The 24,720-nt window shown below is 71.2% G+C and carries 29 protein-coding genes; 8 read left to right on the forward strand and 21 right to left on the reverse strand.

Annotated features, from left to right (window positions below; genetic code table 11):
• Positions 1 to 16 precede the first annotated feature (16 nt).
• The 7 genes from OKJ99_RS08495 to OKJ99_RS08525 all read right to left on the reverse strand — a co-directional run bounded on the left by OKJ99_RS08495 (position 17) and on the right by OKJ99_RS08525 (position 5,833).
• Positions 17 to 1,108 carry an LLM class flavin-dependent oxidoreductase gene (locus tag OKJ99_RS08495; protein WP_326015225.1) on the reverse strand — a complete coding sequence of 364 codons (1,092 nt, stop codon included), beginning with the start codon at positions 1,106 to 1,108 and terminating at the stop codon, positions 17 to 19.
• Positions 1,105 to 1,986: an ABC transporter substrate-binding protein gene (locus tag OKJ99_RS08500; protein ID WP_326015226.1), complete on the reverse strand. Its 882-nt coding sequence runs from the start codon at positions 1,984 to 1,986 to the stop codon at positions 1,105 to 1,107. The genes OKJ99_RS08495 and OKJ99_RS08500 overlap by 4 nt, the downstream gene beginning before the upstream one ends.
• Positions 1,987 to 2,733, reverse strand: coding sequence for an ABC transporter ATP-binding protein (locus OKJ99_RS08505; RefSeq protein ID WP_326015228.1), 747 nt, complete (start codon positions 2,731 to 2,733; stop codon positions 1,987 to 1,989).
• Positions 2,730 to 3,557, reverse strand: a complete 828-nt coding sequence (locus tag OKJ99_RS08510) for an ABC transporter permease (RefSeq protein WP_326015229.1) — start codon at positions 3,555 to 3,557, stop codon at positions 2,730 to 2,732. The genes OKJ99_RS08505 and OKJ99_RS08510 overlap by 4 nt, the downstream gene beginning before the upstream one ends.
• Positions 3,554 to 4,555, reverse strand: a complete 1,002-nt coding sequence (locus OKJ99_RS08515; protein WP_326015230.1) for an NrtA/SsuA/CpmA family ABC transporter substrate-binding protein — start codon at positions 4,553 to 4,555, stop codon at positions 3,554 to 3,556. Before OKJ99_RS08515 ends, OKJ99_RS08510 begins: the two co-directional genes overlap by 4 nt.
• Before the next feature lie 11 nt (positions 4,556 to 4,566).
• Positions 4,567 to 5,583, reverse strand: coding sequence for an ABC transporter substrate-binding protein (locus OKJ99_RS08520; protein WP_326015231.1), 1,017 nt, complete (start codon positions 5,581 to 5,583; stop codon positions 4,567 to 4,569).
• A 115-nt stretch (positions 5,584 to 5,698) separates the two neighbouring features.
• Positions 5,699 to 5,833: a putative leader peptide gene (locus tag OKJ99_RS08525; protein WP_326015232.1), complete on the reverse strand. Its 135-nt coding sequence runs from the start codon at positions 5,831 to 5,833 to the stop codon at positions 5,699 to 5,701.
• 277 nt (positions 5,834 to 6,110) lie between these two features.
• On the opposite strand from OKJ99_RS08525, the gene OKJ99_RS08530 reads away from it, so the two are divergent.
• On the forward strand, positions 6,111 to 6,902 hold the full coding sequence (locus OKJ99_RS08530) for an IclR family transcriptional regulator (RefSeq protein ID WP_326015272.1): 792 nt from the start codon (positions 6,111 to 6,113) through the stop codon (positions 6,900 to 6,902).
• On the opposite strand, the gene OKJ99_RS08535 is transcribed toward OKJ99_RS08530, so the two are convergent.
• From OKJ99_RS08535 to OKJ99_RS08570, 8 genes are all read right to left on the reverse strand, one after another.
• The gene (locus OKJ99_RS08535; protein WP_326015233.1) at positions 6,862 to 7,128 is read right to left on the reverse strand and encodes a GlsB/YeaQ/YmgE family stress response membrane protein; all 267 of its coding nucleotides are present in this window, start codon (positions 7,126 to 7,128) and stop codon (positions 6,862 to 6,864) included. The genes OKJ99_RS08530 and OKJ99_RS08535 overlap by 41 nt on opposite strands.
• Positions 7,129 to 7,226: 98 nt before the next feature.
• Positions 7,227 to 7,358 carry a hypothetical protein gene (locus OKJ99_RS08540; protein ID WP_326015235.1) on the reverse strand — a complete coding sequence of 44 codons (132 nt, stop codon included), beginning with the start codon at positions 7,356 to 7,358 and terminating at the stop codon, positions 7,227 to 7,229.
• A gap of 41 nt (positions 7,359 to 7,399) precedes the next feature.
• Complete coding sequence (locus OKJ99_RS08545) at positions 7,400 to 7,804, reverse strand: sec-independent translocase (protein ID WP_326015236.1); 405 nt, start codon at positions 7,802 to 7,804, stop codon at positions 7,400 to 7,402.
• A gap of 152 nt (positions 7,805 to 7,956) precedes the next feature.
• Positions 7,957 to 8,874: a YihY/virulence factor BrkB family protein gene (locus tag OKJ99_RS08550; protein WP_407700661.1), complete on the reverse strand. Its 918-nt coding sequence runs from the start codon at positions 8,872 to 8,874 to the stop codon at positions 7,957 to 7,959.
• Positions 8,864 to 9,451: a hypothetical protein gene (locus OKJ99_RS08555; RefSeq protein WP_326015237.1), complete on the reverse strand. Its 588-nt coding sequence runs from the start codon at positions 9,449 to 9,451 to the stop codon at positions 8,864 to 8,866. The genes OKJ99_RS08550 and OKJ99_RS08555 overlap by 11 nt, the downstream gene beginning before the upstream one ends.
• Positions 9,441 to 10,403 carry a DUF6286 domain-containing protein gene (locus tag OKJ99_RS08560; RefSeq protein ID WP_326015238.1) on the reverse strand — a complete coding sequence of 321 codons (963 nt, stop codon included), beginning with the start codon at positions 10,401 to 10,403 and terminating at the stop codon, positions 9,441 to 9,443. The genes OKJ99_RS08555 and OKJ99_RS08560 overlap by 11 nt, the downstream gene beginning before the upstream one ends.
• Complete coding sequence (locus OKJ99_RS08565; RefSeq protein WP_326015275.1) at positions 10,400 to 10,591, reverse strand: hypothetical protein; 192 nt, start codon at positions 10,589 to 10,591, stop codon at positions 10,400 to 10,402. The genes OKJ99_RS08560 and OKJ99_RS08565 overlap by 4 nt, the downstream gene beginning before the upstream one ends.
• A 79-nt stretch (positions 10,592 to 10,670) precedes the next feature.
• Entirely contained in the window at positions 10,671 to 11,174 is a 504-nt protein-coding gene (locus OKJ99_RS08570; protein WP_326015239.1) for an Asp23/Gls24 family envelope stress response protein, read from the reverse strand.
• A gap of 193 nt (positions 11,175 to 11,367) precedes the next feature.
• Here OKJ99_RS08570 and OKJ99_RS08575 point away from each other — a divergent pair, with 193 nt between their 5' ends.
• From OKJ99_RS08575 to OKJ99_RS08585, 3 genes are read left to right on the forward strand one after another with little or no spacing between them, the layout of a single operon-like run.
• On the forward strand, positions 11,368 to 11,952 hold the full coding sequence (locus OKJ99_RS08575) for an RNA polymerase sigma factor (RefSeq protein WP_326015241.1): 585 nt from the start codon (positions 11,368 to 11,370) through the stop codon (positions 11,950 to 11,952).
• The gene (locus OKJ99_RS08580) at positions 11,949 to 12,575 is read left to right on the forward strand and encodes an Asp23/Gls24 family envelope stress response protein (protein ID WP_326015242.1); all 627 of its coding nucleotides are present in this window, start codon (positions 11,949 to 11,951) and stop codon (positions 12,573 to 12,575) included. The genes OKJ99_RS08575 and OKJ99_RS08580 overlap by 4 nt, the downstream gene beginning before the upstream one ends.
• Entirely contained in the window at positions 12,572 to 12,919 is a 348-nt protein-coding gene (locus OKJ99_RS08585; RefSeq protein ID WP_326015243.1) for a hypothetical protein, read from the forward strand. Before OKJ99_RS08580 ends, OKJ99_RS08585 begins: the two co-directional genes overlap by 4 nt.
• An 88-nt stretch (positions 12,920 to 13,007) precedes the next feature.
• On the opposite strand, the gene OKJ99_RS08590 is transcribed toward OKJ99_RS08585, so the two are convergent.
• Positions 13,008 to 13,658 (reverse strand): TetR/AcrR family transcriptional regulator, encoded by a 651-nt coding sequence (locus OKJ99_RS08590; RefSeq protein WP_326015244.1) that lies wholly within the window; start codon positions 13,656 to 13,658, stop codon positions 13,008 to 13,010.
• A gap of 133 nt (positions 13,659 to 13,791) precedes the next feature.
• Here OKJ99_RS08590 and OKJ99_RS08595 point away from each other — a divergent pair, with 133 nt between their 5' ends.
• Positions 13,792 to 14,490, forward strand: coding sequence for a hypothetical protein (locus OKJ99_RS08595; RefSeq protein WP_326015245.1), 699 nt, complete (start codon positions 13,792 to 13,794; stop codon positions 14,488 to 14,490).
• A gap of 46 nt (positions 14,491 to 14,536) precedes the next feature.
• Here the strand turns inward: OKJ99_RS08595 and OKJ99_RS08600 are convergent, their stop codons facing one another.
• Positions 14,537 to 15,904, reverse strand: coding sequence for an amidase family protein (locus OKJ99_RS08600; RefSeq protein WP_326015246.1), 1,368 nt, complete (start codon positions 15,902 to 15,904; stop codon positions 14,537 to 14,539).
• 58 nt (positions 15,905 to 15,962) lie between these two features.
• On the reverse strand, positions 15,963 to 17,393 hold the full coding sequence (locus OKJ99_RS08605; protein WP_326015247.1) for an acetamidase/formamidase family protein: 1,431 nt from the start codon (positions 17,391 to 17,393) through the stop codon (positions 15,963 to 15,965).
• Positions 17,394 to 17,625: 232 nt separating this feature from the next.
• On the opposite strand from OKJ99_RS08605, the gene OKJ99_RS08610 reads away from it, so the two are divergent.
• The 3 genes from OKJ99_RS08610 (at position 17,626) to OKJ99_RS08620 (ending at position 20,943) form a co-directional block, all read left to right on the forward strand.
• Positions 17,626 to 18,195, forward strand: coding sequence for a helix-turn-helix domain-containing protein (locus OKJ99_RS08610; protein WP_326015248.1), 570 nt, complete (start codon positions 17,626 to 17,628; stop codon positions 18,193 to 18,195).
• Positions 18,196 to 18,391: 196 nt separating this feature from the next.
• Positions 18,392 to 19,795, forward strand: a complete 1,404-nt coding sequence (locus OKJ99_RS08615; RefSeq protein ID WP_326015249.1) for a peptide MFS transporter — start codon at positions 18,392 to 18,394, stop codon at positions 19,793 to 19,795.
• A gap of 5 nt (positions 19,796 to 19,800) precedes the next feature.
• On the forward strand, positions 19,801 to 20,943 hold the full coding sequence (locus tag OKJ99_RS08620; protein ID WP_326015250.1) for an FAD-dependent oxidoreductase: 1,143 nt from the start codon (positions 19,801 to 19,803) through the stop codon (positions 20,941 to 20,943).
• Between the two features lie 31 nt (positions 20,944 to 20,974).
• Here OKJ99_RS08620 and OKJ99_RS08625 read toward each other — a convergent pair whose 3' ends face one another.
• From OKJ99_RS08625 to OKJ99_RS08635, 3 genes are all read right to left on the reverse strand, one after another.
• Positions 20,975 to 22,831, reverse strand: coding sequence for a TerD family protein (locus OKJ99_RS08625; RefSeq protein WP_326015251.1), 1,857 nt, complete (start codon positions 22,829 to 22,831; stop codon positions 20,975 to 20,977).
• Positions 22,832 to 22,863: 32 nt separating this feature from the next.
• A complete protein-coding gene (locus tag OKJ99_RS08630; RefSeq protein WP_326015253.1) occupies positions 22,864 to 23,409 on the reverse strand; it encodes a DUF3291 domain-containing protein in 546 nt (181 codons plus the stop codon).
• Positions 23,410 to 23,571: 162 nt separating this feature from the next.
• The gene (locus tag OKJ99_RS08635) at positions 23,572 to 24,669 is read right to left on the reverse strand and encodes a hypothetical protein (protein ID WP_326015254.1); all 1,098 of its coding nucleotides are present in this window, start codon (positions 24,667 to 24,669) and stop codon (positions 23,572 to 23,574) included.
• Positions 24,670 to 24,720 lie beyond the last annotated feature (51 nt).

Here is a 24,720-nt window from a genome sequence, read left to right on the forward strand (position 1 = left end):
GGCCGAGGCTGGCCGGTCACCTGCGTCCGCCCACCCCCAAGGCCGGCAGCACCGTCTCCGCCACCCGGTAGGCCTCTTCCAGGAGCGGGTTTCCGGAGAGGATGAAGGTGTCGACGCCCAGGTCCCTGAACTCCTGTAGTCGTTCGATGACTTGGGCCGTCGAGCCGACGACCGCCGTGCCGGGCCCCGGGCGGAACAGGCTCATGCCCGGCCACAGGTTCGGGTGGGTCTCCAGCTCACGGGCCCGGGCGGGGACGCGGCCACCGTGCTGGCGGAACTGGCGCTGCCAGCCGGTGCCGTCCTCGCCCTCCTTGGCGCCGAGTTGGCGTGCGTACGTCGCCTCGCTCGTCACGTCGAGGAGGCGGTCGGCGGCGGCCCACGCCTCGTCCTCCGTGTCGCGGACGATGAGGTGCACTCGCAGGCCGACGCGGAGGGTCCGGCCGTACGCGGCGGCGCGGGCGCGGACCCGGTCGAGCTTCTCCTTGAGCAGGTGCGGGGGCTCGGCCCAGGTGAGGTAGACGTCGACATGCTCGGCCGCCATCTCGATGCCCGGCTCCGACGATCCGCCGAACCACAACGGGACGTGCGGGGACTGCACCGGCTTGAGGTCGCGGAAGGAGGCGCCCGCGTCTCTGAGGTCGTAGAAGCGGCCCTTGTGGTCGAAGACCTCGCCGGCCGTGAGGCGTTTGACGATCGACCAGTACTCGGCGCTGAGCTCGTACCGTTCGTCGTGCTCGACGTGAAGTCCGTACTCCCGCAGCGACTTGGTGGAGCCGTTGACCACGTTGAAGCGCAGGCGGCCGCCGAAGAGGGTGTCGAAGCTGAGGGCCATCTTCGCCAGCAGGGTCGGCGAGATCAGGCCCGGGTGGACCGCGAGCAGCGGCTGGAAGGCAGGGCCTGTCGAGGCGGCCAGGGCGCTGCCGAGCGGCCACACGTCGTAGAGGTCGGTGGCGAGCAAAGCTCCGCTGTAGCCGAGGCGTTCGACGGTTCCCGCGAGCTGCTGGAGGTAGCCCAGGTCGACCGGGCGGCGGCCCTCCGGCTCCCAGGGGTAGGCACCTTCGCGCGGGATGATGTACCAGAGGACTTCGGGTGCGTCGTTGTTCGTCACGGCCGGTGCTCCCCGGCGACGGCGACGGCGACGGCGTCCGCGACCGTCACGGCCCGCTCGATGAACCCCGCGCGCACGAAGATGTCCGCCGCTTCCTGCTGTTCGGCGAGGAACACCTCCGTGACATCCTCGATGTGCCAGGGCAGCGCCCTCAGCGCGGTCTCCCAGTCGTCGACGTCGCCGCCTTGGTGTTCGGCGGCGATCGCGGCGGCTTCGCGGGGATGTGCGGCGGCCCAGTCGTCCGCCCGTTGCAGGGCGCGAACGAGCGCGGCCACGATCTCGGGCCGCTGCTCGGCAAGATCGCGGCGGGCGAAGAAGACGGACCGGTCCGTGATGACGTCGGCGGTGCGCAGCAGGACGCGGACGCCTCCGGTGCGCAGCGCGGCGACGAGGTGCGGGCCCTGTGCCACCCAGGCGTCGATCTCTCCTGCGCGCAGCCGCTGTTCACTGTCCTCGGCGGACCGCTCGGCCGTGATGTCGGTGGCGTAGGAGAGCCCGGCCGCGTCGAGGGCCTTGGCCACCAGGTGGGTCTGCCAGGAGCCGATCGCGAGGTGCACGGTGGCGCCCTTGAGGTCGGCGGCGGTCTCGTGCGGGCTGTCCGCCAGGACGAGCAGCGCGCCGTGGTCCGGGCGCGGCGAGGAGACGGCGGTGTAGACGATGTCGTGACCGGCGGCCTGGGCGGTGATGGGCGGGGTGGAGCCGGTGCCGCCGAAGTCGATGACACCGTCGGTCAGGAGCTCTCCGGTGCGTACGCCGTTGGTGTACGGGTGGAAGGCGGCGCTCTCGCCGAGCGCCGCCAGTTCTTCCTGGGCGTAGTCGAGGCGGGAGAGGTAGTAGAGCGTCGGATTGCTGTTGTGAACACCGATGGTGACGGTCATTCAGTGGGCTCCTGTCGGGAGGGGTGTGCGGGTGGTGGGGTGGACGCCGAGGTCGGCGAGGAGGCGGCGGCGCAGCCCGGCGAAGGCGGGGTCACCGGGGTCGCGGGGGCGTTCGACGGTGACGTCCTCGTCGGTGACGAGCCGCCCGTCGCGCAGGACACAGACCCGGTCGGCGAGGCGGATGGCCTCGTCCACGTCGTGGGTGACCAGGAGGACGGCGGGCCGGTGGATCCGGCACAGGTCGCCGACGAGGTCCTGCATCTTGAGGCGGGTGAGCGCGTCGAGGGCGGCGAACGGCTCGTCCAGGAGCAGGAGTTCGGGTTCGCGGACCAGGGCGCGGGCCAGTGCCACCCGCTGGGCCTCGCCGCCGGAGAGGGTGCCGGGCCAGGCGTCGGTGTGCCGGTCGAGGCCGACCTCGGTGAGCGCGGTGCGGGCCCGCTCCTGGGTGGCGCGGCCGCGGGGCAGGGCGACGGCGACGTTCGCGAGCACCTTCTTGAACGGGACGAGGCGTGGTTCCTGGAACACGACGGTGCGGGCCCGCGGCACCAGCACCTCGCCGTCGTCGGCCCCGTCGAGCGCGCCGAGGATCCGCAGCAGGGTCGTCTTACCGCTGCCGCTCGCGCCGAGCAGGGCCACGAACTCGCCGCGCCGGACGGTGAGTTCGATGCCGTCGAGGACCGCCCGGTCGCCGAAGACGCGGCGCAGGCCGTGGATGTGGACGGCGGTGTCGCCGGTGGGGCCGGTCATCGCGCCGCCCCCTGCGCCGCCCCGCGCCAGGGCATCAGGAGGTGTTCCAGCAGGCGTACGGCGGCGTCGGCGGTGAGGCCGAGCAGGCCGTAGACCACGATGCAGACCGCGAGGATGTCGGTGCGGGCGTAGCTCTGGGCCTGGGCCATCAGATAGCCGATGCCGGCCGTGGCGTTGATCTCCTCGGCGGCGATCAGGGCGATCACGCTGAGCGTCATCGACAGGCGCAGGCCCGACAGGAGCGAGGGCAGCGCGCCGGGCAGCACGACCTCACGGACGATGGCGATGCGGCTCATACCGAAGCTGCGCATGGCCTCGACGAGCTTGCGGTCGGCGTTGCGCACACCTCCGTAGGTGGCGACGTACATGGGGAAGGTGGTGGCGACGGCGATCAGCAGGATCTTGGCGGCCTCGTTGATGCCGAACCAGACCATGAACAGGGGCACCAGGGCGAGGAACGGGATGGTGCGCAGGGTCTGGATGGAGGAGTCGAGGAGTTCGTCGCCGAGACGGGTGAAGCCGGTGACGACGCCGAGGGTCAGTCCGGCCGTGAGCCCGATGACCAGGCCGAGGCCGGAGCGGGTGAGGGAGGTGGCCAGCGCGTCGGGGAGCTGGCCGTTGCCCCACAACTCGCCGACGGCGGAGACGACTTGAGCCGGGGAGGCCAGGACGTCCTTGGTGAGGACGCCGGTCGCGGACGCGATCCACCACACGGCGAGCAGGCCGAGCGGTCCGAGGGCCCGTACGATCGCGGCGTGGCCGCGGCGGCGGGGGCTGACGCGAGGCGGGCGGGGCGCCACCAGCGTGGTGCTCGGTGTCGTCATGACAGCTTCTCCACGTCCAGGACGTGGGCCGCGACGTCCACGGTCGTCTTGGTGACCTTCTGCTCGGCGTAGAACCGGGCGACGCCCTCGAACCGCTTGATGTCGGCCGGTGTGACGGGTTCGACCGTGCCGGCCTGCCGGGTGATGGCGATCTGGGCGCTCTTCGCGGCGCCGGTCAGTGCCTGCGGTCCGGCGTCGGTGTTCACGTTGAGGTAGGCGGCCGGGTCCCGCTTCTGCTTCGCGCCGGAGGTGTGCAGGTAGTCGTAGAGGGCGCGGACGACCTCGGGGTGCTGGTCGGCGAAGGCGGTGCGGACGGCGTTGAGGCTGTAGTTGTCCGATCCGATCTGCTTGCCGGTGGCGATGAACGTGGCCTTGCCGGTGCCGAGTTCGGCGACCGAGTTGGCGGCCCAGGCGGCCCAGGCGTCGACCTTGCCGCTGTTGAAGACGGCCGCGGTCTGGTCGGGCTTGAGATAGACCCGCTGCACCTTGGATGCGGGGATGTCGTGCTCGGCGAGCGCCTTGAGGAGGAGGTACTCGCCGGTCCCGCCCTGGTTGACGGCGACCTTCTTGCCGACCAGGTCCTCGATGGAGCCGATGCCGGAGCCCTTCTTGGCGAGGATGCCCTCGCCGGCGCCGTCGGGTGCGGTCGCCGAGAAGAACTCGAAGCCGGGCGTCTGGGTGAGCGAGGTGATGCCCGAGGTGATCGAGCCGGTGGCGATGTCGAGCTGGTTCGCGTTCATGGCCTGCGCGGCGGGCGCGAACGGGCCCGCGCTGCCGGTCCACTCGACCTTGGCGTGCACCTTGGCGAGGGCCTTGTCGAGGCTGCCGTCCTTCTTGCCCACCGCGAGGACGCCGGAGTTGCCGGGGTCGGGGATGCGGACGGTGACCTGCTTGCCCGCTGCCTTCCCGGCGTCGGCCTCCGAAGTGCCGCACCCCGAGGCGAGGGCGGTGAGTGCGGCGGCTCCAGCGAGGGCGGCGACGGATTTCGGTATGCGCATGGCGGGGGTCCTCACGGGCGTTCAGGGATGGGATGGAGCTGCCGGGCGCGGCGCAGCGGCTCGGGGTCGGACCACTGGCGTACGTCGACGGCGGCGGGCAGGAAGCCGTGCGCGCGCAGCCGCTCTTCCTGCACGGCGAGCAGGCCGAGGCGGTCCGCGGACAGGTCCGGGTGCAGGGAGCGGTGGGTGCCGTGCCGGTAGGCCCCGGTGACACCTTCGGCGCCGGCCCCGGTCTCGGCGCCGAGGATGCGGGCCACGTCGGCGGGGTGTCCCGCGGCCCAGTCGGCGGCGCGCAGCAGCACGGCGAGGAACCGGTCGACGAGGTCCGGGTGGTCGTCGAGGAGCTGCTGGTGCACGGTGATGGGGCGCGGGGTGCCGTTGTTGACGCGGTGGCCGCGGTCGGGCAGCTCGTCGAGTTCCACGGCGACGCGGGCACCGGCACGGCGGGCCGCCTCGACGGCGAGGGCTCCCTTCACGTAGACGGCATCGACGTCACCGTGCCGCAGGGCGTCGAGTTCGGCGCCCCACTGCCCGTGGTAGCCGTCGCCGGAGATGTCGACGAGGCGGACGTCGTCGAGCGTGAGTCCTGCGGAGGCGAGGACACCCTCGAAGCCGCGCAGGGCCATGGCACGCCAGAAGTCGATCGCGATGGTGTGCCGGGGCGCGGCCACCCGCAGACCGCGCAGGTCCTCGGCCCCGTGCACCGTGCTGTCGGGCCGCACGAGGATCGCCTGGCGTTCCTCGATCCAGGTCAGCCCGATCAGCCGGGTCCGCTCACCGCGCGCCCGGGCCCACAGGGCGGGCACGTTGCCGCCCTCGCGGAACAGGCCGGGCAGGGCGTGCGTGTAGTGCGTCTGCCGGTCGACATCGGGCGCCGCGTCCTGCAAGGACCGTACGGCGATGCCGTCGGCGGCGAACTCCTCGGCCAGCCACTGCCGGTCGGCGGCGATGCCGGTGGCCGTGGGAACCGGACAGCGGGTGAACCAGAGGGTGTCGGGGGCGGCGCGGGTCAGGGTGTGCGCAGGCATGGCGGGTCCCGGATTCAGGAGGCAGTGAGGGGGCGCGGGGGCGCGCGGGCAGGCCGAGAGGGGCCTGTCGGGGTGCGCGAGGTCGTACGGGTGTGAGGCGCGGCGGCGGAACGCGTCAGACGCGGGTGCGGGCGCCGGCGCGGCGACAGGCGGCGCTGGTCACGCGGACCAGGTCGATGTGGCGGCGCAGCGTGAACGCGGCCATGACCGGGAGGGCGGCGGGCGCGACGCGGTCGGTGCGACGGTGCATGGCGCGGCTCCCTTCCCCGGTACGGGCACGGTGTGTGCTGTGGCCGCAGCGTGGCACGCCTTCCGACGGCACGGCAAGCGGCTTCCCATCATGTGGGAACGGGTGTGAACGCAGCATTGCAGAGGGCCATTTCAGGTGCCGCGTGCCTGCCGTAATGTGAGAGACCTCGTGCCACCCACCCTTGAGGACCGCCGTGCCCGACCCCACTTCCGGTGTCCACCGCCCGGCCGCCGTCGACGTCCCTTCTCCGGCGCGCGCACCGGCCGGCGCACAGGCGGTGCGCCGCGCGCTCGACCTCCTGCACTGTTTCCACGACAACGGACCCGACCTCAGCGCGTCGGACCTGGCGCGGCGTCTGGAGCTTCCGGTGTCCACAGCGCACCGGTTGGCCCGCACGCTTCTGACCGCCGGCTTCCTGGAGCAGGACTTCCGCACCTCCCGCTACCGGCTGGGCCCTTCGGTCACCGAGCTGGGCCGCCTCTCCTACCATCAGCGCGGCCTGCACCTGGCGGCACCTGAACTCGCCGACCTGGCCGAACGCACCGGTGCGACCGCCGACTTGGCCCTGCGCAGCGGCCCGTACGCGGTGATCGTCGCGGGCGGTTCGGTCACGCCGAAGGTGGGTCTGCGCCGCCCGTTGCACTCGACGGCGCTCGGCAAGGTGCTCCTCGCCTGGCCCCGCCCCGGCGACGCCGCCCTCGACGCACTGCCGCCACTGCATGCCTTCACCGAGCGCACCATCGTCGAACGGGACGCCCTGAGGGCGGAGTTGGCGCGGGTCCGTGAGGACGGCCATGCCCTCAACGACGGCGAGTCGGCACACGGCGTGCGCACCCTCGCGGTACCGGTCCTCGACCGGGCCGGCCACGCACGATTCGCGCTGGCGGTGCGGGCGACCCCGGAACTGATCACCACGGCAGCCCTGCCATGGTTCCTGGAAAGGGCCCGCGCATGTGCGCGGGCCCTTGAGGTGCTCCTGCTGGCGCCGGGCGAGAGGCGCGAGGAGGAAGCCGACGCGAGGGAAGGTGTCAGTCCCGCGAGTTGCCGAACAGGACCCGGTAGCCGATGAGGAGAACGAGCGAGCCGCCGATCGCGGCGCCCCAGGTGGGCAGGTCGAAGAACTCCCTTGCGACGGGGCGGTCGAGGAAGCGGGCCGACAGCCAGCCGCCCACGAACGCGCCCGCGACGCCGATGAGTGTGGTGCCGATGAGGCCGCCCGGATCGCGGCCGGGGAGCAGGAGCTTGGCGATGGCTCCGGCTATGAGGCCCAGGATGATCCAGCTGATGATGCCCATGTCTCGGTCGATCTCCGTTCGTGTTCGTACATTGCTTTATTGCGCAACTCTATAGTTGTGCAAGGGGATGCCTGTACGGCCGGGCCCGAGTCCGCCCCTCACGGGCTTGCGCAGTCGAACCCGTAGCGCAGCGGCTCGTCCTGTACGCGCAGGCGCAGTCCGTTGGCCGGCCCGCCCTCAAGGATTGCGAGCTCCTGGCCGTGGGTGTTCGCAGTCGCTGTTTTCGGCATGACACATCCCCTGAACTCTCGTGGTGCGGGCGTGACTTCGGTCAGGTGGCATCGGGATCGAAGGCGGCGGGCCGGGTGTCCCCGGGGGACGTCGTGGGCTTCGCCAGGCTGACGGCACCTTGAAGGGAGTCGGCGGCATCGGTCAGTTCGCGCCGCGGGTCGAGCGCTTCCTGGATCGCGTCGAGCTCCCGGCCGAGGCCGGTATCGCCACTCAGCACGTGCTTGCGCACGAACGCCTTCGGGTGCAGGTCCCGCACGTCGAAGTCCTGGAATTCCGGGCCGAGATCGGAGCGGATCTCCTGCTGGGCACTGTCGGAGAGCTCCCGGATCTTCTGTACGGTGCGGGCCGCGTTCTGCAGGAACTCCGGCAGTTTGTCCGGCCCGAACAGGAGCACACCGATCACGGCGATGGTGACCAGCTCCAGTGGGCCCACGTCCGAGAACATCCGGCACTCCTTGCCTGGCGGCGGCGCGGCGCTGCGCCGCATGTGACCGACACTTTAACTATTGCGCAAGCAATAGAACCATTGTCGCTGCGGCAGTGTGCCCCCGGGTGGCAGGAGTGGGCGTTTCCTGGGCAGGGGTGGCAATGTCTCGCTCAGCCCGACTCCCGCTCCTCCGCCACGCTGAGCTCCGCGGTGAACTGTGCGCCGGCGAGCAGGGCCAGGTTGGACAACCACAGCCAGACGAGGAAGACCACGGCGCCCGCCAGCGAGCCGTAGAGCCTGCTGTAGGTGCTCAACTCCGCGGTGTAGAAAGCGAATCCGGCGGAGGCGCACAGCCACAGGAAGGCCGCCAGGGCGCCGCCGGGGATGCTGTGGGCGCGGACGCGGGCCTGCGCGGGGCCGGTGCGGAAGACGATGACGACGAGCAGAGCGACCACGCACAGCAGCATCGGCCAGCGCAACAGGCTCCAGGCCCACGCGGCGACGGTGCCGAGGCCGAGGTAGCGGCCCAGTGTCTCGGCGACCGGACCGGTCATCAGCAGCACCAGGGCGCTGAGGACGAGGATGCCGAGCAGGGCGAGCGCCGTGATCAGGATGCGGTGGGCCTTGTGCCAGGTCGAGCGGCGGTCCGCGACCCGGTGCATCCGGTGGACCGCACGACGGAACACCGCGAGGTAACTGGAGGCCGACCACAGCGCGCTGACCGCGCCGACGCACAACAGGGTCCAGGCGGCCGTGCCGTGGTGCAGCGCCCGGGACAACACGTCGTGGAGCTGGGTGCCGGACTGGCCGGGTGCGTAATCGCTGACGTGGGCGATGAATTGCTCGGCCGTCTGCGGGCTGATGAGGCTGAACGCCAGGGAGATGACCAGCAGGGAGGGCAGGACGGACAGGATCGCGTAGTACGTGAGCGCGGCCGCGGAGTCCGACATGTCGTCGCGCCACATCGACACCGGGGTGCGGCGCAGCGCGGCCCGCCAGGCCGACACGGGACCGTCGCCGCCCGACGGGAGGGGGCGTGGGCCGCGCTCGCGCGACGTCCCGTCGAGGGCGTGCGGGTCAGCGGACATGCGGCCTGCGGTGCGAGCGTGCGGAGAATCGGATGTGCATGTGGAAACGGTACGGGTCGAGCGCGTCCCCTGTGTCCGAGGCGATCCTGGTGAGTGGGGGGAGGACGGTGGAGGGTGTGGTGTCGTGGTGAAGACGCACCCGCAGCACGGCGTCGAGCCGATCTGTCCGTGTCCCGCCCCGTACCCGGGACCGGCAGTGGGCGACACCGTCGACGTCCTCCACGAGAGCGGCCAGCGTGTCCTCCAGGGCGCGGGTGCGCAGATGACTTCGTGAAGTGGGCAGGGCCACCAGTCGTCGGCTTCCGGTGCGCAGTTGCCGCGCACCCCACCAGGCGAGCAGGACCGTGGCGGCGGCCGCGGCGGCCATGACGGTGGGCGTCCACCACTCCTGGCCGCGCAACGAGGCCAGGCGCTCTGCGGGGACGAGCGGGGTGTGGGCGCCGAGGGCGGACCACCGTTCGGGGACGGTGGACCGCCATGACGTGCGTCCCGAGCAGAGCCAGCCGCCCACCGCCACGGCGACCAGGCCGCACAGGGCCAGCGCGATCCGGTTCAGGAGCGTACGGCTACGGGGCATCGGTGGCACGGCCCTTCTGGTGGTGTGATTCTTGGACCTTGACGCGCAGTCCCGGCGGGCGTCGCAGGCAGCAGCCGTCGAGGACGCCGTGTGCCGCGGCCAGGATGTCGCGTCGCGCGATCGCCCTGTCCCCGAAGGCCAGTTGGGCACGGACGACGACACGGCGCCGACGCACCCGGACACGTACGGCCCCCACCCCCGGGACGTCTCCCACGGCGTCACGCACCACAAGCGCGATCGCCGTGCGGTCCATGGCCACCCGCAGGTGTGCGGCGGGGGAGGTCATGGTGAGCAGGCCGCGGCGCCCGGGGCTGAGGGCCAGGGCGATCATCAGGATTCCGACGAGAGCGAGCGCGCCGGCGGCGATGCCGACGAAGGGAGCGTCCGGGCCGTGCCGCTCCAGCCAGTGGACCGTGTCGGCGCGCCAGGAAGCGGCAGGACGGTGTGCCAGATGCACCCTGATCATGTCGACCGCCAGTGCGCCGCAGGCGGTGGCGGCCGCCAGAGCGAGCAGCGCCGTCGGCAGCCTGCGCGGCGACCACCAGCGCAAGGGTGTGCGTGAGCCGGAGTCCTCGGAGTCGCGGTGCGTGGCATCCGGGTCGTCGGCCGCCGTGGTCGTCGCGAGACCCGTCGCGGGCTCCGCCGCGGTCCTTGTGGCCGGTACAGGAAGGAGCCCGGTGACATGAACCTGTGCCGTGCTGACGTGAAGACCCGTCAACTCCTGGGTCCGGCTGGTGACATGATCCTGAATCAGGCGGGCCGCCTCGGGCAGCGGCGCAGGGAACGGCAACGCCACCTTCACCCCGACGTCCGCCCGGCGTCCCCGCACACTCGCGGAACCCGCCCCGGTGCGGACGGAGGCCGACGCGACCTCGCCGGCCGCACGCCCGGCGATCTTGCGGACGGCCCTGTCCGAGACGGCCGTCTTGCCCCGCTCGGCGGCCCCGGTCATCGCCGGCCCCGTTCCCAGCCGTCGCGCAGGTCCTGGACACGCCCACCGGCGTCGAACCAGTGCCCCGCCGCTCCGCCCAGAGCGCCGAGGGCAGCCACGAGCAGGAACGCCCCGAAGCCCCCGAAAAACCCAGCAAACGCCAACGCCATCCCGGCGACCATCCCCGTCATCGCTCTGGTCACTGCCACCAGCTGCCACCTCACCCCTTCTCGGCCGAAGCCCCCGGGCCCCGGCCGCCTCCGTCGGCCCGTACGTACGACCAGCCCGTCACTCCACGCGGTTCTCCGCGGCGGGTGCCTCGTCGTCCTCGGGCAGGTGGACGTCGTTGATCGTGACGTTGACCTCCACCACCTCCAGACCGGTGGTGCGCTCCACCGCGGAGATCACGTTCTCGCGCACATCGCGGGCCAGGTCTGCGATCGGGACCCCGTACTCGACCACCAGGTCGACGTCGATGGCCGTCTGCCGCTCGCCCACCTCGACCTTCACACCCCGTCCGACGTTCGGCCGTCCGCCCGGCACCCGGTCGCGCACGGCGCCGATGGTGCGCGAGAGACCGCCGCCCATGTCGTGGACACCGGGGATCTCCCGTGCCGCGAGACCGGCGATCTTCACCACGACGACATCGGCGATGGACGTCCTGCCGCGATCGGCGGCCGGCTGATCGGCTCCCGTCGCGCCACCGAACAGCTCCGTCGTCTGCGGCGGCCGGCCGGCCCGCTCCAGCGGCACGTTCTTGGCGGCCGGTGCGCTCTGCGTGTCCGTGCTCATGGCGTGTCCTTCTTCCTGCGGTCGGTCAGATGCTCTTACGTGGATAGACCCGGCCCGGACGCATCTGTGACGCGCCCATAGGAAGAACTTTTTCGGGCTCTGTGGCAGTGGACTTCGAAATGCTCGAAATGCTGCGTCACAGATGCGGCGCAGGTGTGTCCAACGGTCAGGAAGACACGAGAGGAGCCACTCAGTGGCGGGTGCCCGCAGAGATACCGGACCGCCGGAGGGCGAGAGCGCGACCGATGACGCGCTCCTCGCGGTCCGGGCCGCGGAAGGGGACGAGGACGCCTTCGCGGTCCTCGTCCAGCGGCATGCTCCCGCGCTGTTGCGGCTGGCCACACGGCTGCTCGGCACGCGCACTGAGGCAGAGGACGCCGTGCAGGACGCCTTCGTCAGTGCGTGGCGGCGGCTCCCCGAGTTCCACGGCTCGGCGTCGTTCGGCACCTGGACGTACCGCATCGTCACCAATCGTTGCCTGAACATCCTGCGGTCCCGCAGGCCGGTCGTGCCGCTGGAGACGGCGGCGGAGGTGCCCGCGCCCGAGCACACGGTCTCACCGGCCAGGATCACCGAGGCCCGCGACGCCGTGCGCGAACTGGGCGCCGCCCTCGACCAACTGTCGGCCGAACAGCGCGCGTGCTGGGTGTTGCGCGAACTGGACGGCCGGCCCTACGACTTCATTGCGGACGCGGTCGGAATCAGCCAGGAGGCTGTCCGCGCCCGTGTCTTCCGTGCACGACGCTGCCTGACTCAAGCACTGGGGGCCTGGCGATGACCGCTCACACCGACCCGCCCAACACACACTCCGAGGGCGCCGACGACGAGCAACTGCCCTGCGGCCGCCTGCTGTCCCAGGTGTGGAGTGCGTGGGAGGAGCAGGCGGACGACCCGCACCTGCACGCTTGCCCGCACTGCCGGAGCGCCGTCGAGGATCTCACCCAGCTGGAGTCCGCGGTACGCGACCTGCGCGGGGAACCCCTGGACGACACCGTCCATGGCGACACGGCCGCGTTGACCCGCCGCGTCATGGACGTCGTACGACTCGAACTGCGTCCCGGCCGCCCGCTGCCCCTGGGGGAGCCCGACGAGGACCTGTGGGTGATGGAGGCGGTCGCCGCACGGACCCTGCGCGCGGCCGCGGAGACCGTGCCCGGTGTGCGGGCCGGTTCCTGCCGCCTTCGGCCCCTGCCCGGGCAGGGCGCACCGGATCGGGTCGAGGTCGGACTCGAGGTCCACGCACCGTTCGACGCCTCCCTGCCCGACCTCGCGGAGGATGTCCGTACGCGGGTGTGGCACGCGGCGGACCGCGACCTCGGCATGCCCGTCGGGGCCGTGGACATCCGTGTCACCGACCTCATCGACAGCACGACCGATGGCCAGGAAGGCCGAGCCCGATGACCAGGACCAGCATCCCCGACCAGCTCACCGACGCCATCGCCCGCGCCGTGGCCGATGTGCCCGGTGTGGCCTTCCTCAAGCCCGACCTCGCCGGGCGCCTGCGCTCCGCGCTCGCCCACCCGGTGCCACCCGCGGGTGCCGGGCCCTCCGGCGTGCGGCTCACCCCTCCACGGGGCGCCGACGACCCCTGGCACATCGAGATCCAACTCGTCGCACTCGCCCACTCCCGCACGGTGGACGTGGCCCGCGCCGCCCGCCGGGCGGCAGAGGAACACCTGGCGATGGCCGTCTCGGACCAGGGCACGCGGGCTCATGTCACTGTCACGGTCACGGGACTGATCTGACCGGGAACGGTGCCGGCACCGCACCACCGCCTCGGCCGTCGTGGACCTCGTCTCCCACGAGTGCTCGCGCTGCTCCGCCGACGGTGGCTCAGTTGCGGTCGGTGTCGCGGCGGTCCGGTGTGAGGAGGTAGGCGATGGCCATGTCGCTGAGTTCGTCCGCGTACTGGCGCTGGGCCGCCTCGCCGGTGGCGGGGTCGGGGCGTACGGAGTTGTGGAAGCAGGCGCCGAGGATGGCGCGGGCCGCGGTGTCGAGTGCCTTGTGCGGGTCGGAGCGGCGGATCTCGTCGGTGTAGGGGGCTGCCGCATCGAGCAGGAGGCGGTGGATCTCGGTGATGGTGCGGGCCCCGCGGTCCGGGGGCTTGGTCCCTCGTGTACGCAGGAGTTCGGGGAAGAGGTTGCTGTGGTCGGCGAAGGACTGCAGCAGGGCGTGCGCGTAGGCGTCCATGACACCCGGGAGTGATGGCTCGGCCTTGCGCAGCTGCTCGGTCACGTACTCCTCGCGCCGTTCCAGCATCCGCTCCGTCAGCGCGGTGATCAGCTGTTCTTTGTCGTCGAAGCGGCGGTAGATGGTGCCGACCGAGACGCCGGCGCGTGCGGCGACGCCGGTGATCGTCATCTCCTCCAGGCCGGACGAGGCGGCGATCTCCTCTGCCGCGCGCAGCACGCGGGCCAGCGTCGCGGCGCTGCGCGCCTGTTGCGGCTGTCGGTACGGCGCCGGGCGGTCGTGCTCGTCGGTCATGTCCCGCATCGTATCGACGACTCGACGACGGTCCGGGCAGGAGATTGTTGACAAGGGGTGCACCGCTCCGGCTACTCTCACCGGCGTAAAGTGAATGTACATGCACGTTCGCATTTGAGTGGAGGATTCGCCCGTGACCGACCAGCAGACGTCCCCGGCCGTGACCGTGACGCTCGAGTCGGGGCCCACCGACGCCGGGAACATCGACGACATGGAGCTGTTCTACGCGCGCCGCGCCCTGGACCGCTTCCGGACGCGACTGGGTCGCCAGGGCCTGCTCGATCTCCTGGCCGAGGACATCGAGAAGGGCAACGCCTCCCTGCGGGAGTGCGCGCGTACCTCAGACGGCAAGTTCAACGCGGGGACCACGGTTCTCACGGCGCGTGGCCTGAGTTCGGGCGAGTTCCTGGCCTGGATGGAGGCGGCCTTCGAGGACGGCGACGAGCGCCCGCTCCTCGCGGCGCACCCCGAGCACTATGTGATGGGCACCGACGAGACCGGGGCGCGCGTGGTGGAGAACATCGGCCCCCATGTCTGTTCCTTCTACATGGGTGGCTGGGGAACGGCCGCGATGGCCTGGGCCGATGGCGCGGCCGAACTCCGCCCGGAGGCGGAGTTTCCGCACAAGAAGTCCTCGAACCTCTTCCTGGAGGACGGCACGGTCGTCGGCCGGGCGCTGATCCAGTTCGGCGACACCACCGATGGGTTCACCGCGAGCCTGACGGTCTACTTCCCCACGGCCTGCCCCGAGGACGTCCTGGACCACCACATGCGGCACTACGCCGTCGAGTTCAGGAACTGGATCGTCGCCGCGGCGGAGGCCCGCGCCTGAGGGCGTGCGCCCGCGCCCCGTCCCGTCCCGTGGCGCGCGGACACGCTCACTCGGCGGGACGACGCGCCTTGCCCGACGCCGACGCCGACGCCGACGCCGACGCCGACGCCGACGCTGACACGGATACCGATACCGCCTCCGCCACCCGTACCGCCAGATCCAGCAGATGCCGGTCGCGGCCCCGCGGGCCCACGAGGCACAGGCCCACCGGAGCGGTGCGGCTGTGGACCGGGATGCTGACCGCGCAGCGGCCCGTCAGGCCTGCCAGGCAGGTGAGTTGGAAGGTCTGGGCCCTGGTCTCCTCGATGGCGGGGCCGCCGAGGGAGGCCTCTTCCCGGGTGGGGGCCACGGAGGACGCGGACGGCAGGAGGAGGATCCGGTCGCCGAGGAGGTCGTCGACGCGGGTCCGGGCCTCGCGCAGCACGCGCTCGGCGGCGGCCAGATCGGCGGAGGTGTAGGCGGACGCGGTCTCGAAGCGCGCCCGGACATCGGGGTTGAGCGAGTCCCAGTGGCGGGACACCCATGGGCCCCACTGGCGCCAGGCCTCCACGCCCTGCTTGGTCTGGAAGGCGCGCACCCACCCGGGCAGCACACCCGCGTCGAACCGTACGGTTCGCAGCCGCGGCAGATCCGCGGCGCCGCGCCAACTGGCCACCGCCCGCCGCACCGAGGCGGCGACCTCCGGCGAGGCGACGTCGACGATCTCCTGGGCGAGCACCGCTTCCGAGGGTGCGGACCCCTCGGCGCGGGGGAGCAGGACCCGGCCCGCGGCGCGCAGCGTGTCCGCGTCGCGGGCGATCCAGCCGACCGTGTCGAAGGACGGCGCGAGCGGCAGCAGGCCCGCGGTGGACACCGCGCCATGGCTCGGCCGGATGCCGTACAGGCCCTGGTAGGAGGAGGGGATCCGGATCGAGCCGCCGGTGTCGGTGCCGAGGCCGATGTCGGCCTGACCGAGCGCGACGGCGCTGGCGGGACCGGAGGTCGAGCCGCCCGAAATGCGGTCGGGGGCCGCGGGGTTGGGCGGCGTACCGTAGTGGCCGTTGGTACCGGCCAGGCTGTACGCGAACTCGTCGGTGCGGGCGATGCCCGCCACGTCGGCGCCCGCCGCGAGTAGGGCGGCGACCGCGGCGGCGGAAGCACCCTGTGGGCGGCTCTCGGCGAGCCACGCGGGATTGCCCGCGCCCACCCGGTGCCCCTCGACGGCGAACAGGTCCTTGACGGCGACGCCGAGCCCGGACAGCGGGCCGCGCCTGGCTCCGGACGCCAGCGGCGTGCCGAACTCCCGCCACACGGAGGGATCTTGGGGGCCGGGCAGGGGCGCTGCGGTGGCCGGGCGTGCGCCGAGCGGCAGCACCGCACCGGCGCCCGCCGCGGCCGCGAGAGCGAGGAAGCCCCTTCGATCGACTGCCTGCATGCGTACGAAACTCCTCAACTGGTGGGCTGTTGTGCGGTGTTGAAGGGGGAGGGGTGGCCTACTGTCCGAAGTCCCGCTTCCTGATGACCGCGTGCACCCCGGTGGTCCGGTCGACGACCTGGGACACCTCGAAGTCGGCCGCCGCCGACAGATACGCGTACGCGACCGGGCGGCTCATGCCGAGGTCGGACTGCAGAAAGTCCAGGGCGTTGACGACCGCGCGGCGCATCGCGACGTCCAGGTCGGAGAGTTGGCCCCTGTCCCCGGCCGCGCCGTCCGGGTCGGAGAGACCGATCGGCAGCCACGCCTCGTCGGTCTCGCCGAACGGGTAGTGGTACGCGACCGAAGGGGCGTCGCCGGAGCCGGGCTTGCAGACGGTGAGCCGGAACGTCGTGCGCAGCGACCCTTCGAGCGCGGTCAGCGCCACCTCGCCGTTGCCCATCGCGAAGTGCGGGTCGCCGGTGTGGAAGAGGGCGCCGTCGGCGTGCACGGGGAGGTAGAAGGCGGAGCCGGATCCGAGGTGCCGGATGTCGATGTTGCCACCGCCGAGGGTGGGCGGGATCGAGTTCAGGAGCGGGTCGGTGAGCGAGGCGGCGTCGGCGTACGCGGTGCCCATCAGGCCCATGTGCGGGTTGAGCGGGAAGGTGACCTCGCCGGGCCCTTCAAGGGGCAGCACGCCGTGCCCGTCACCGCTCCCGCCGCCGTTGCGGATCGGGGTGAACACCGAGACATTGCCGTACTGTTCGGGGTCCTTGGCGGATGCGCGGCCGTCCGCGGCGACGGGCGGCATGACCTCGTCGAGCGTGATGCCGTCGGGGGCGCCGCCGTCCCGGGTGCGCGCCAGGGCGCCCTTGCCGTGCCGGCTCGACACGACGCCGTAGGGCACGCGCGGCAGCAGCGACAGCGTCTCCACCTTCAGTACGTCACCGGGCTCGGCGCCCGTCACATGCACCGGGCCCAGGACGACGTGCGGGCCGTCGGTGTCGAAGGAGCGGGGCGTACGTGTGTAGTCGCGGGCGAGGTCGACGGCGTCCCGCAACACCTGTTCCTCGCCGACACCGTGCTCCCCGAACCAGGCGACGGGGTCGCGCCCCTGGTCCTCGAGCAGCCCTTCGTGCGAGACGGTGTCCACGGTCAGTGTCTCGCCGGACCGTATGCGCAGCGCGGGTTCGGCGTCGCGGGCGGGCACGTAGCCCCAGCGGACGGTGTCGGGCGTGGCACGCAGATAGTGCTGACCGTGGATGGGGCCCTTGCCGGGCTGCAGAACGCGCCCGGGGCGGGAGACGGCGCCGGGCCGGGAGGGCGCCGCCACGGCGACCTGCGTGCCCGCGGCCACCATCCCACCGGCCGCGCCGAGCCCCGCCGCGATGCGCAACAGCCCACGCCGCCCGAGCCGGGACGCCAACGCCTCGTACACCGCGGGGAGTTCGTCGGACGTGCCGGTGGACGCACTGGGAAGGTGGTTGGGCACGCGCGGCTCGTGTGACATCAGGGCCCCTCGTCGTATCGCGGTATACGCACACGACGTGGTGACATGTGGTGTGCGCAGGTGATGTGCCCTTCCTACGCAGCGCCTGTTACTGGGAGGGACCACCTCCGGTTTCCCGGGCGTAACGCGCGGGAGGGGGCCGCCTTGACGGCGTCGGCGTCAGTCGCAGTTGAATGTACTGGCAGTAAAATTTTTTGAGACAAAACTCAAAGTCTCCTGTAGCGTCGCCGCCATGTCCGAGACCGAAGAGTCCGATGTCACGCTCGGGGATCGCCTGCGACGTCGCCGGAAGGCTCTCCAGTTGACGCTGCAACAGGTGTCCGAAGCCACCGGCATCACGGTTGGTTACCTGTCGCAGCTCGAGCGGGGGCGGGCCAACGGGAGTGTGAGTACCTTGCAGAAGATCTGCGGTGTGCTGAAGCTCAATGTCGGCGATCTCTTCGCGTCCAGCAGCACACCTGCACAGCCGGTTCTCCGCTTCGCGGACGCCACCAGTCGGCAGTTCGGCAACAAGGCGTCCAAGGTCAAGCTGACCCCGGCGCACTTCGACCACCTCGAAGTGCTCCTCGGCACCTTCGAGCCCGGTGGTGACACCGGCACGGACCAGTACACGCACGGCGCTTCCGAAGAGCTCCTCGTGGTGCTGGAAGGGCAGGTCGAATTGCGGGTCGGCACCGCCACCTACACTCTCGGTCCGCTCGATTCGGTGAGCTACAACAGCGGTGACCCCCACAAGGTCATCGAACGCACGGGTACACACCCGGCCAAGGTCATGTGGACCATGGCGCCCCCCACGTACTGACCGGCGGATCCCCCAACCGCCTGCGGCCACCCGGGCCGGACGGGCGAACTCCCGTGCCGGTACCGGCACTTCGTGGCGACGTGTCACTCGGCGTCGGCCCGCGATCATCTGACGAGACACCCTGGGAGTTGTTTTGTCCGTTACGTCCCCGCAGCGTGCTCAGAAAGCGAGATCCGAACTCCGAGGCGTCGGAGGGATGGCGTTCGCGGAACTCTGGGAACGGTTCTCCTTCTACGGCCTGCAGAGCATCCTCGCGTTCTACCTGCTCGACGCGTTGAGCGAAGGCGGCCTCGCCCTGCCCGCCGGCGCGGCGGTCGGCATCACGGGCGCCTATGGCGGCGCCGTCTATCTGGCCCAACTGCTGGGCGCCTGGGCCGGTGAGCGCCTGGTCAGCCCCCATGCGCTCGTCCTCGGTGGCGGCATCGTCATCGCCCTGGGCCACATCGTGCTCGCCGTCACGCCCGGACTCCTCGGACTGGCTACAGGTCTCGTCCTGATCGTCCTCGGCACGGGCGCGTTGAAGACCAACATCACCTCCATCGTGGGCTTCATCCTCGCGAGCGAGAGCGCGGCCAAGAAGGACGCCGGTTTCTCGTACTTCTACATGGCGATCAATACGGGAGCCGTGCTCGGCCCGCTGACCACGGGCTTCGCCCAGAACCAGTGGGGCTTCCACATAGGCTTCGGGCTCGCCGCGGTCGGAATGATCATCGCCCTCGTTCAGTACGTCCGTTCCGCGGGGTCCCTGCCGTCTCGTGCCCGTGAGGTCATCAACCCGCTGCCGGCGGCGGCACTGCGCAAGGCCCTCTGCATCGCTCTCGCCGCGATCGTGGTCATCTCCCTGGCGGCCCTGTCCGGCCTCCTCAAGGCCGAGCGGCTCTCCATGATCGTCACGGTCGGAACGCTCCTCACCGCCGCCGTCTACTTCACGCTCATCCTGCGCTCAGGGAACGTGACCTCCTCCGAGCGCCGCCGCGTGAGCTCCTACATTCCCCTGTTTCTCGGCGCATCGCTGTACTTCGGGCTGCTCTTCGCGAAGTTCACCGCCATCTCGCTCCTGGTCAAGAGCCGTGTGGACCTCGACATCGGCGACTGGTCGTTCCCCGTCGGCTGGATCACCATGATCTCGTCCGCGTCCGGCGTGGCCATGCTCCCGGTCGGCGCCGCCATCTGGAAGAGGATGGGGCCACGCCAGCCGAAGGCCGGTACCAAGTTCGCCATCGGTCTCGTGCAGATAGGACTGGGCTTCGCGTTCATCCTGGTGATCTCCGCGCTGTTCGACGGCACCACGATCCCGTTCGCCTACATCGTCGTCTTCATGTTCGTGATGGGCAGTTCCGAGATCTTCGTCGGGCCCATCGGCCTCTCCCTGGCCACGCAGATCGCGCCGAAGGCCTTCACCGCGCAGATGGTCGCCATCAACTTCCTCACGCTGGCTCTCGGTTCCTCTCTCTCGGGCCTGCTGGGGCAGTTCTTCACCGCGGTCTCGAACAACACCTACTTCCTGACCCTCGCGCTCGGAGCAGTCGCTGCGGGCCTGTCCCTGTACGCGTTTCGCAGGCCCGTCCACCGTGGTCTGTACGCCGGAATCGAGGTCTGACCCGCATGACCACTCCTCGCATCGCCGTGATCGGAACGGGAACCATCGGAGCGCAGACGCTCTGGCAACTCGCCAGGCACGGCGCCGACGTGACCGGCTACGAACTCTTCAGCCCGGGACACTCGCGTGGAGCCGCCGGCGGCGAGACCAGGCTGTTCCGCCACATCGACGTGGAACACCTGGAGTACCTGCCCGTCACCGGCCGGTCGGACCTCATCTGGCGTGAGCTGGAACAGGAATCCGGGCGCACGCTGCGCAACCTGACCGGCGCTCTCGCCATCGGCAGCACCGCAAGCCCCGCGACCCGCACCGCGCTCGAAAGCGCCGCCGCGCTCGGCAGTCGTGCCGAGGTCCTCAGCCGCGAGGAAGCACAGCAGCGGTTCCCGCAGTTCCGGCTGCACGAGGACGAGGTAGCCATCCTCGACAAGGGCGCGGGCATCATCTTCCCCGAACGCACGGTGCGTACCGCCGCGGACGCGGCCGTCGCACGCGGCGCAAGGATCCTGCGCGAGTGCCGTGTCACGGCCATCGACCAGGTCGGCAGCCAGGTCGACATCGTGACCGACAGCGGTACGGAGCGCTACGACCGGGTCGTCGTCGCGGCGGGCGCGTGGACCGCCACCCTCCTGCCGGACATGGCCCCGTACCTCGCGACGCGGCGCCTCATCTCGTCGTGGTACCTGCCCAGGGCCGGCAGCACGCTCGACGGAATGCTCCCCTACCTGCGTACGGAACCCGACTACTCCTACGGGCTGCCGACCGCGGACGGCCTGGCCATGAAGCTCGGTGTCGGATTCCGCGACCACCTGCCCATCGAGTCACCGGACACCGCGCCCCTGCGCATCACCGACGAGGACCTCGAACCCGTCCGCGCCGTCGCGCGTGACCTCTTCCCGCTGCTGGACGACTACCCGATGCGCGCCCAGGCCTACTTCGAGGCCTACACGCACTCACGCATCGAGTTCCTGCGCGAACACCCGCACATGCCCTCGGTCTTCGTCTGCGCCGGGTTCTCCGGCAAGGGCTTCAAGAACGCGCCGGCCTTCGGCGAGCTCGCCGCCCGGGCCGCCCTCGGCCTGCCACAGGAGAACGACGACGCGGCGTTCATCCTCGACGCCGAGCACGTGTCGCGCCCGGAGTCCGTCTGACGGACTGCGAGTTCGGCTCCGGCCCGTTCGCTCAGTCGGCGATGTCGACACCGTATCCGCGCGCGAGGGCGTCGAGGCCGTGGTCGTACCCCTGGCCGACGGCGCGCAGCCGCCAGAGCGGTCCTCTGCGGTAGATCTCCGCGAGCAGCATGGTGCGTTCGGTTGTGGCGGCGTCCAGGGTCGCCCGGGCGACGGGGGACCCGCTGCTCCCCGCGGCCGCACCGATCTGGATCGCGCCGACCGTCCCGAAGGTGGCGGAACCGTCGATGGCCGCGGCGAGGACGACCTTGTGGGTCGCGGGCGGCAGAGAGGCGAGGTCGACGGCGATGGTCTGTTCGGCAGGGCCGCCGGTGAGGAGCCGCACGGCGCCGGTGGGGCTCTCCGGGGCGCCGTAGAAGATGAACTCCTCGTCGAAGGAGACCTGTTCGTCCTCGTCCAGGAGGAACGCGACGACGTCGATCTCGCAGTCGGCCTGCGGAGCCCAACTGCCCGTGACGTACCACTCGGGCGCGGGTGTGCCGCGCTGCGGCATGGGCAGGTCGATGACACCGCCCCTCGGCATCACCTGTGGCCCCTGCGGCCCTTGTGATCGGAAGGCCGCCGCGCTCCGGTCGTTGAATGTCGGTGCGGTGAGCCACTGTTCGTCGTGCAGGGGCAGTTCGAGGGCGGTGATGCGGTTCATGCGGCGGTCCGTCTCGCCCCAAGTGAGAAGGATGACGTCGGTGACGCTGGCCGACAGGTTGACGGCCGCGGAGCCACCCAGTTCGACGACGCGGGTCCGGGCCGCGGCAGCGCCGGCATGGGTACCGCCGAGCGCCAGTACCCGATGGCCCGTCAGCGGCCTGTCCGAGGTGTCCGAGGTGTCGGCCGTGTCGGCCGAGTCGCCCGGTTGGCGGGGAGCGGGGACGGGCGCGTCCGTCGCCGGTGTCACCACCGGAGTGATGACGGCAGGCTCGGCCGTCGTCCCGTGCGCCGTGCCGGTTCGCACGTCGGCCAGCAGCCGCAGGAAGGTGTGTTCATCGATGACGGGCACGTCCTCGGCGGCCGCACGGCGGGCCTTCGCCGAACCGGACGCCGGCTCGTTGGTGACCAGCACGCTGGTGTAACGGCTCACGGAGGTCACCATGTTCAGCCCGACGGCAACCGCCCGACCGACCAACTCCGCCCGGGCGTGGGCGGTCTCACCGGTGATCGCGACCTTCATCCCCTGCTGGAGCGGACCACCGGGAGCCAGCCGCCCCGGGTTCCGGTACGCGCAGGGCGTCTTGGGCGGTCGCGGCGTGAACCGGGACTCCGCCCGCGGCGGGCAAGCCACAAGGGGCAACGGCAGACCGAGGCGCGCCGCCTCCAGCAGCGACGCCCGCAGGATCCCGGCCAGCACCCGGGTGTCGTCCAGCGCGTCGTGCGCCCGCACCTGCGGTACGCCGTAATGGGCGGCGAGGGTGCCCAGCTTCATGTCGGTGGTCGGCGGATCCACCTGACGGTTCAGAGCAAGGGTGCACAGCCGCTGCGTCACCGGCAGCCACATCCGGGCGCGGGCGAACTCGTGGGCCAGGAAGTCGTAGTCGAACTGGGCGTTGTGGGCGACCAGGACCCGGTTCTGGAGCATCGCCGCGATCCGGCCGGCGACCTGGTCGAAGGTCGGCGCACCCCGCAGCCGCTCGGCGGTCAGCCCGTGGATGTTCACGGGCCCCGGGTCGCAGCCAGGATTGAGCAGCGTCGAGAACTCCCCGGTCTGCTCGCCGTCCTGACCGATCGTCACCACCGCGATCGACAGGACCCGGTCCCGCCGGGCAGTCAACCCCGAGGTTTCCACGTCGACCAACGCCCAGTCGTAGGCGTAGTCGCCCATCGCAGGCGCGTTGAACGAGGCTGAGGCGAGACTCATGGCGCCAGGATGATTGGCCCTTCACCGTTCCTTCAACCCGTATGCCGTTTTGACCTTGTTCGGGCCGGAGTTCCGTCCGGTGCGAAGGAGTCGGGGAAGGTGAAGGCGTGCGGCGCGGGGCCGTGGTCGTTGAGGTGTTCCAGTCTGGAGACCCCGTCCCGCCAGGCGGGTGTCTCGTCGTCGGAGACCCACCAGAACACGTAATTCGCGTGCCCTGTTCTCTCGAACCAGTCGTAACGCCTGTTCAGTGCCTCACGGTGCAGACCGGTGTAGATGGCGTCGACGGCGAGGCGCAGGTCGGTCCAGAGGGAGAGGGTCGCCGCCAGGGCGGTGGTTTCCGGCGTTCTGCCCTTGTCGTACCACGTCGGTACGGCGAACTCTCCCCAGGCGCCCCAGTCCGCCTCGAAGAGCGAGCCCCGGTCACCGCCTGCCGCTTCGGCGTGCGCGAGGTACCCGGGGGCCTGGCTGAGCTTCCCGTAGACGGCCCCACCGATGTCGTAGAACTCGCGCGTGAGTGGCGTGGGGTCGGCGAGGGGTGACTTCAGGACGCCAAATGTGTACAGAGCAAGCTGGGGCATGCGTCTCTCCCGTTCGTGGGGCGTGACCGACCACCGAGGACTGGATGAAGGTAGCTGCCCGGGCGAGCGATGTCGACGTTGCGTTTTCCCTGCCCAAGTGCCCTCTTGTACGGTCCCCTTCGGGAAATCGGGCCCGGCGTCGCCGGTGTCGCGTGCCCCGGTTCACGACCGCGTAGCGGTCCCGCACCTCTCGTCCCCGGCGGCTTCCGCCCGCTCGTCCATCGCGGTGCTCCGGTCGTACGGATCGACCACGGCGCCGTCGCCGGAGCCGAGGTCGGCGGCGAAGGACGGGGTGAGGTAGCCGGTGTAGGTGTCGCAGCCGGCGTTGGTGGTGTCCACGCGGTTCGAGACGACCGAGAAGGTGCCCGGCTCGGTGATCACCCGTGCCGGGTCGGGCCAGTTCATCACCACTTCGCGGCGGACGATGACGCGCGTGACACGGTCGTCGCCCGCCTCCGGGCTCATGACCGGGTACACGTACGTGACGTCGGTGGTGACTCTCAGCGCGCCCTTGTCGCCCTCGCCGTACGTGACCCGGCCGCGGGTCTTGACCACGTCGCCGACCAGCTCCGCCTTCAATGTGTCGAAGCGGCTGAACAGCACGAGCGGGTTGTACTTCTCGCTCGGCCTGCTCAGGGACCGGTCCAGGAAGGAGCGTTCCTTCGGCTGGTGGGGGTTGATGAGGGCGATGGCCTCGGAGGGGTGTTCGCCGCGCAGCACTCCGGGGTCCAGGCTGGACGCGGCGAGGAAGTCCCGGGACCGTTCGAGGGCCCGAGCGACCTGTGTCCTGCTCATCCAGCCGGTGGCCCGGGCCGCGGGCAGCGTGATCCCGGCCGTCCCGGAGGCCCAGCGCGCTGCGGGGGAGCCTCTGAACGGCTCGTCCAGCGTGGGGCGCGCGGCCGCCTCACCCGGCGGCGGCGCCGTGGGGCGGGCGGTCTCCGCGGCGAGTGGTGTCGCCGCGCCGGAGTCGCCTGTGAACCAGTCCGGCACCCGCCCCGGGGCGAGTGCCACGACCACCACGGCCAGTGCCGCCACCAGACCGAGCGCGTACCAGCCCGTGCGGCGGCGCGGCCGGGGCGGCTGGTGCGAACGCCATGGCTCGGGCCGTGCGTCCTCCTCCCGCAAGCGGCGCGTCACCATGCGGGCGCGCGCGGACGGCTCCTTCGGCGCGTCCCGCACACCGTCCTCGGACTCCTGGAGGAAGCGCTCCCAATCCTCGTCCGACAGCGACGAACTGCCGTGATCCCCACCCGAATTCACCCGTGAACTCCCCTTGTGCCGTGCGGTTTGCCGTGGCGGCCGGTCCCTCCC

It is taken from the genome of Streptomyces endophyticus, assembly GCF_035798155.1.
Taxonomy (GTDB): domain Bacteria; phylum Actinomycetota; class Actinomycetes; order Streptomycetales; family Streptomycetaceae; genus Streptomyces; species Streptomyces endophyticus.

What these genes read in the sequence shown, in the direction of transcription:
- OKJ99_RS08500 (WP_326015226.1), bottom strand. Translation starts at nt 1,986, where the DNA reads ATGACCGTCACCATCGGTGTTCACAACAGCAATCCGACGCTCTACTAC.
- OKJ99_RS08505 (WP_326015228.1), bottom strand. Translation starts at nt 2,733, where the DNA reads ATGACCGGCCCCACCGGCGACACCGCCGTCCACATCCACGGCCTGCGC.
- OKJ99_RS08510 (WP_326015229.1), bottom strand. Translation starts at nt 3,557, where the DNA reads ATGACGACACCGAGCACCACGCTGGTGGCGCCCCGCCCGCCTCGCGTC.
- OKJ99_RS08515 (WP_326015230.1), bottom strand. Translation starts at nt 4,555, where the DNA reads ATGCGCATACCGAAATCCGTCGCCGCCCTCGCTGGAGCCGCCGCACTC.
- OKJ99_RS08520 (WP_326015231.1), bottom strand. Translation starts at nt 5,583, where the DNA reads ATGCCTGCGCACACCCTGACCCGCGCCGCCCCCGACACCCTCTGGTTC.
- OKJ99_RS08525 (WP_326015232.1), bottom strand. Translation starts at nt 5,833, where the DNA reads ATGCACCGTCGCACCGACCGCGTCGCGCCCGCCGCCCTCCCGGTCATG.
- OKJ99_RS08535 (WP_326015233.1), bottom strand. Translation starts at nt 7,128, where the DNA reads ATGGGCATCATCAGCTGGATCATCCTGGGCCTCATAGCCGGAGCCATC.
- OKJ99_RS08540 (WP_326015235.1), bottom strand. Translation starts at nt 7,358, where the DNA reads ATGCCGAAAACAGCGACTGCGAACACCCACGGCCAGGAGCTCGCAATC.
- OKJ99_RS08545 (WP_326015236.1), bottom strand. Translation starts at nt 7,804, where the DNA reads ATGTTCTCGGACGTGGGCCCACTGGAGCTGGTCACCATCGCCGTGATC.
- OKJ99_RS08550 (WP_407700661.1), bottom strand. Translation starts at nt 8,874, where the DNA reads ATGTCCGCTGACCCGCACGCCCTCGACGGGACGTCGCGCGAGCGCGGC.
- OKJ99_RS08555 (WP_326015237.1), bottom strand. Translation starts at nt 9,451, where the DNA reads ATGCCCCGTAGCCGTACGCTCCTGAACCGGATCGCGCTGGCCCTGTGC.
- OKJ99_RS08560 (WP_326015238.1), bottom strand. Translation starts at nt 10,403, where the DNA reads ATGACCGGGGCCGCCGAGCGGGGCAAGACGGCCGTCTCGGACAGGGCC.
- OKJ99_RS08570 (WP_326015239.1), bottom strand. Translation starts at nt 11,174, where the DNA reads ATGAGCACGGACACGCAGAGCGCACCGGCCGCCAAGAACGTGCCGCTG.
- OKJ99_RS08580 (WP_326015242.1), top strand. Translation starts at nt 11,949, where the DNA reads ATGACCGCTCACACCGACCCGCCCAACACACACTCCGAGGGCGCCGAC.
- OKJ99_RS08585 (WP_326015243.1), top strand. Translation starts at nt 12,572, where the DNA reads ATGACCAGGACCAGCATCCCCGACCAGCTCACCGACGCCATCGCCCGC.
- OKJ99_RS08590 (WP_326015244.1), bottom strand. Translation starts at nt 13,658, where the DNA reads ATGACCGACGAGCACGACCGCCCGGCGCCGTACCGACAGCCGCAACAG.
- OKJ99_RS08600 (WP_326015246.1), bottom strand. Translation starts at nt 15,904, where the DNA reads ATGCAGGCAGTCGATCGAAGGGGCTTCCTCGCTCTCGCGGCCGCGGCG.
- OKJ99_RS08605 (WP_326015247.1), bottom strand. Translation starts at nt 17,393, where the DNA reads ATGTCACACGAGCCGCGCGTGCCCAACCACCTTCCCAGTGCGTCCACC.
- OKJ99_RS08610 (WP_326015248.1), top strand. Translation starts at nt 17,626, where the DNA reads ATGTCCGAGACCGAAGAGTCCGATGTCACGCTCGGGGATCGCCTGCGA.
- OKJ99_RS08615 (WP_326015249.1), top strand. Translation starts at nt 18,392, where the DNA reads ATGGCGTTCGCGGAACTCTGGGAACGGTTCTCCTTCTACGGCCTGCAG.
- OKJ99_RS08620 (WP_326015250.1), top strand. Translation starts at nt 19,801, where the DNA reads ATGACCACTCCTCGCATCGCCGTGATCGGAACGGGAACCATCGGAGCG.
- OKJ99_RS08625 (WP_326015251.1), bottom strand. Translation starts at nt 22,831, where the DNA reads ATGAGTCTCGCCTCAGCCTCGTTCAACGCGCCTGCGATGGGCGACTAC.
- OKJ99_RS08630 (WP_326015253.1), bottom strand. Translation starts at nt 23,409, where the DNA reads ATGCCCCAGCTTGCTCTGTACACATTTGGCGTCCTGAAGTCACCCCTC.